This is a genomic window from Bacillus pseudomycoides DSM 12442 (assembly GCF_000161455.1).
Classification (GTDB): domain Bacteria; phylum Bacillota; class Bacilli; order Bacillales; family Bacillaceae_G; genus Bacillus_A; species Bacillus_A pseudomycoides.
In genome coordinates this window covers 4,932,189-4,936,573 of the sequence record NZ_CM000745.1, presented here as the reverse complement: position 1 = coordinate 4,936,573, position 4,385 = coordinate 4,932,189, and the positions used below count along the sequence as shown (strand labels likewise).

The 4,385-nt window shown below is 33.8% G+C and carries 4 protein-coding genes; all 4 read left to right on the top strand.

Annotation, left to right across the window (positions count from 1 at the left end):
* Positions 1 to 253 precede the first annotated feature (253 nt).
* The 4 genes from BPMYX0001_RS25075 to BPMYX0001_RS25060 all read left to right on the top strand — a co-directional run bounded on the left by BPMYX0001_RS25075 (position 254) and on the right by BPMYX0001_RS25060 (position 4,369).
* A complete protein-coding gene (locus BPMYX0001_RS25075) occupies positions 254 to 847 on the top strand; it encodes an ArsR/SmtB family transcription factor (protein WP_002203041.1) in 594 nt (197 codons plus the stop codon).
* Between the two features lie 27 nt (positions 848 to 874).
* Entirely contained in the window at positions 875 to 2,125 is a 1,251-nt protein-coding gene (locus BPMYX0001_RS25070) for an MFS transporter (protein WP_033799348.1), read from the top strand.
* A gap of 276 nt (positions 2,126 to 2,401) precedes the next feature.
* Positions 2,402 to 3,553: an IS4 family transposase gene (locus BPMYX0001_RS25065; RefSeq protein WP_033799347.1), complete on the top strand. Its 1,152-nt coding sequence runs from the start codon at positions 2,402 to 2,404 to the stop codon at positions 3,551 to 3,553.
* Between the two features lie 468 nt (positions 3,554 to 4,021).
* Positions 4,022 to 4,369: a ribosomal-processing cysteine protease Prp gene (locus BPMYX0001_RS25060; protein ID WP_002162212.1), complete on the top strand. Its 348-nt coding sequence runs from the start codon at positions 4,022 to 4,024 to the stop codon at positions 4,367 to 4,369.
* Positions 4,370 to 4,385: the final 16 nt, after the last annotated feature.

The window sequence follows — 4,385 nt, the reverse complement described above, 5'->3', positions numbered from 1 at the left end:
TGGCTATCAAGCTAAGAAAATACAACTCCCCCAGAACGAGATTTTGTCCTAATTTGTAATAAAAGAGCTCATTTTTTCGTTTTGGGGTGGATTTGTTTTCTTAAGTTGATGGATGTGTGTGGTAGGCCCCCTACATGGAATCCTACTGTCTTCGTTTTAATTCAGAAATTTCTAAATTAACTTTCTTTTTATTTAAAATTGTAATACAATTGAGTTAAATAAATTTAACTGGTTAAAAAAAGGATGATGCATAATGAAACAAAAAGCCATTTCCATTATCGAAACATATGAACAATTAAAAGTAATAAGCGATCCATTACGTACAAAAATGCTTATATACTTAGTCGAAAAGCCATATACAGGTCATCAACTTGCTCAGCTTTTAAATCTTTCTCGCGCAAAAATACTCTATCACCTCCGCGAACTAGAAAAACACAACATCATTCAATTAGTAAAAAAAGAAGAACAGGGAGGGAATATTTTAAAGTACTATCAGGCTGTTTCGCGTGGCTTTATTCCTGCAAATCACTTACTTCACTACATTGAATCGCAACAGGCAACAAGACAATCCTATTTAGAAGTATTACATCGTGCACAAACAAGAGTATTAACTGCTCCAGATACCTCATTCGATTTAACATCTTCCCATGTTGAAGATTGGCCAAGTATCTCGATGCAAACAGAATTCTCATTAACAGAAGAACAATTTATAAAGTTTTTAAATCAGTATAGAAACCTTGTTAAAGAAACTTTAGCAGCTTCCACAGAAACTGATACTAATAAAAACTTTTATGTTACAATCACAGGTTTTGAAATTGATCAACTGCTCTTTAACGAAGATTTATAATTCATTATTTGTGGGGAGGAATATTCTTTGAGTGAGCCGTTTATATCACAACAAGTTCAACCTAAGTATACAAGCATGTCATTATTTAAAAATCGTGCATTCTTATTTCTTTGGTTATCTAGTACCTCTTCTTTTCTTGCTCTTTCAACCTACCTATTTGCAGAGCAATGGTATGTTATTCGATCTTTAGGTCAGGAATCAACACTTGGGATTGTCATGATGGTAACTCTAATCCCGCGAGTCCTCCTAATGACTGTTGGAGGTGTATGGGCAGATCGCTTTAAACGTTCAAAAATTATGTTGGTTTCTAGCTTCACGCGTTTTTTACTGGTTTTTGTAATGATTACTTTATTACATTTACATCTATTAAATTTATGGTCGTTACTGTTTTTTGCACTACTATTTGGAATTCTGGATGCTTTCTTTTCACCAGCGAATCAGTCTCTTCTTCCTCTTCTAGTCCCAAAAGAGATGTTAACTCGATCTAATTCCTTTATTCAAACTTCCAATCAAGTTGCAATGTTTGCCGGACCAATGATAGGCGGCTGGATTATTACAGTTAGTTCTTTCTCGGTTTTATTTCTCTTCGTTGCTTGCTTTTTATTAATTACATCCGCTTTCACTTTATGTATTAAAGAAAAAAATTCTTCACCGTCTTCTAAGCAAGCATCTACCAGACAAGAGCTATTAGAAGGTTTTCAATATGTATGGAACATGCCTTTTTTAAAATCTATACTTTTTATTTTAATGACAATAAACGTCCTCTTCTTTGGCCCTTTACTTATGGGAATTCCATTATTAGCGAGCGAGGTATTACATGGAAAGGCAGTTGAGGTAAGTTTTTTACAAAGCTCTTATCAAGGAGGAATGCTAGGAGGCGCTTTATTGATTGGGCTTTTAAATATTAGGAAAAATAGAGGTCTTTCTATTCTAATACTTATTTCTTTTCTTGGTATTTTTCTTTCTCTCCTTGGTCAAATGTATGTTTTATGGCAAGGAATCCTTTTACTTGTGATGATGGGTTTCATGTCTTCTATGATTAATGTACCACTGGTGTCTATTATTCAAGAAAACAGTGAAACAGATAAGCTAGGGAGAGTTATGAGTTTCGTAAATGCCTCTTCGAACGGTTTAGTTCCGCTATCTTATGCTTTTGTATCTATATGCTTAACATTTGGCACTTCTATATCTAACATTCTACTATGTTGTGGCCTACTCATAACTATCTTATCCATTCTTTTTATAACAAAATATAAAATTGTACGTGATACAAATTAACTAAACAGTGCAGTATTTCTAGAAATTAAATGTTGGTTCAGGTTAAGCAGGTGGAGCGATGCTATTTATAAATGTACTAAAAATTTTTTCCGTATTGGGTGTACAGAGGTATCTTATTTTTATTGGAAATAAGTATATTATTCGGTATTAGCATATTGATTTTTAATACAATACATTAAAACTAAAAAATTCATTGTTCCCCAAAACAAAATACTCCATAAAATGAAAAAATACGCTATTCTTTCTGTAGAATCATAGGAAAGGATGGCGTTTTGTATGTCTATTTCTGTATCTGATGAATTACAACTATTTGGTCAAGAACTTCAAAGCTTTTTATCCCCACATATCTTAAGAGATCTTGCTAGAGATGTTGGTTTTGTACAACGAACTAGTAAGTACCAAGCAAAAGATTTAGTCGCTTTATGTGTATGGATGAGCCAAAATGTTGCTACGACTTCTTTAACTCAGTTATCTAGCTGTTTAGAAGCATCAACAGAAGTGCTCATCAGTCCTGAGGGACTGAATCAACGATTTAATAAATCAGCCGTCCAATTTTTACAACACATATTAGCTGAACTACTAAACCAAAAATTGACCTCATCTATGCCGATTTCTTCTCCATATACTTCTGTTTTCAAGCGTATTCGTATTTTAGATTCAACTGCATTTCAACTTCCAGATCCTTTTTCATTCGTTTATCCAGGTGCAGGAGGATGCAGCCATACAGCGGGAGTAAAGATTCAGCTTGAGTATGATTTATTAAGTGGACAGTTCCTTCATATTCATACAGGTCCAGGTAAACAACATGATCGAACCTACGGTTCCTTGTGTGTCCCAACTCGTGTGATTGTTCATCGACTAACAAAAGAACAGCAACAAAAACGATTACAAGATCAAACTGTAAGAGAAAAAAAGAAAGGAATGAAGTATTCCGCTCGTAGTAAACGACTTAGCGGTATCAATGTATATATGACAAATACTCCTACAGATATTGTCCCAATGGGACAATTGCATGATTGGTATTCTTTACGTTGGCAAATCGAGATTTTATTTAAAACGTGGAAATCATTCTTTTATATTCATCATTGTAAAAAGATAAAACGAGAACGATTGGAATGCCATTTGTATGGGCAATTGATTGCCATTCTGCTCTGTTCTTCTACCATGTTTCAAATGCGGCAATTACTTCTTATGAAAAAGAAACGAGAACTGAGTGAATATAAGGCCATATATATGATTAAAGATTACTTTCTTCTTCTTTTCCAAGCTATACAGAAAGACACCCAAGAGCTATCAAAGATTCTAATTCGCCTGTTCAACCTCCTACAGCAAAACGGGAGAAAATCTCATCGATATGAGAAGAAAACAGTCTTTGATATATTAGGTGTCGTTTACAATTGTACCATGTCTGATAATCAAGCGGCTTAATTTAAAAAAATGAAACCCGTTAGGGTTTATTTCGTATGCAAATCTTTAAATTTACTACACGTAGCCTTTAGAAAAAAGAAGCAATCTCTACTATGATTGACGTTGTATGAGCTTAGCTTGATAGCGATGGGGTACCGCCAGCATTTTGGAAAAAACCCACGCTAAGAGTATGTAAGATTTTATACAGTTTTTGGACTAATCCAATAACAAACGGGAACCCTGAAACCCACGCCAGGATAGGAATGTATAGAAAAATGAATAGAGTCATAGAAAAAGAAAAAGGCGGATTCCTTGTGAGAGTAGGATTCCACCTTGTCCTTGCTACCGATAATGAGACTTTATGTTAGCTTTGCATGAATATCTTATACAACCAAAATTTCGCAATACATCCTTTCTTCTGAATGATACAATAAAGAAAAAGATGGGGATTTATCATGAATTAAAAAGGGAGAAGGTGATTGATCTTTTATGATTTCTATTTCGATATTACATAACAATTTGGATCACATTAACGGATTTATTGTTGATGGTCATGCGAATTATTCCTCTTATGGTGAAGATATTGTTTGTGCTAGTGTTTCAACAATAACTATTGGTACAGTGAATGCTATAGAAAGGTTTTGCCAAGTAAAAATGCAAACAGAGGTACGCGATGGATATTTAAAAGCAATAATACCAATTGATAGAAATGATAAAAAAGGATTTTCTAAGTCTGGTCATGATATACAATTATTATTACAGTCTATGGCATATACGCTTCGAGATTTAGAGAAAACTTATGCGAAACATATACGTATTACTACAAAAAATATATAACTGAAGAACTTCAGAT

Bases quoted from the DNA above. Each gene is read 5' to 3' on its own strand.
- BPMYX0001_RS25075 (WP_002203041.1), top strand. From the start codon at position 254: ATGAAACAAAAAGCCATTTCCATTATCGAAACATATGAACAATTAAAA.
- BPMYX0001_RS25065 (WP_033799347.1), top strand. From the start codon at position 2,402: ATGTCTATTTCTGTATCTGATGAATTACAACTATTTGGTCAAGAACTT.
- BPMYX0001_RS25060 (WP_002162212.1), top strand. From the start codon at position 4,022: ATGATTTCTATTTCGATATTACATAACAATTTGGATCACATTAACGGA.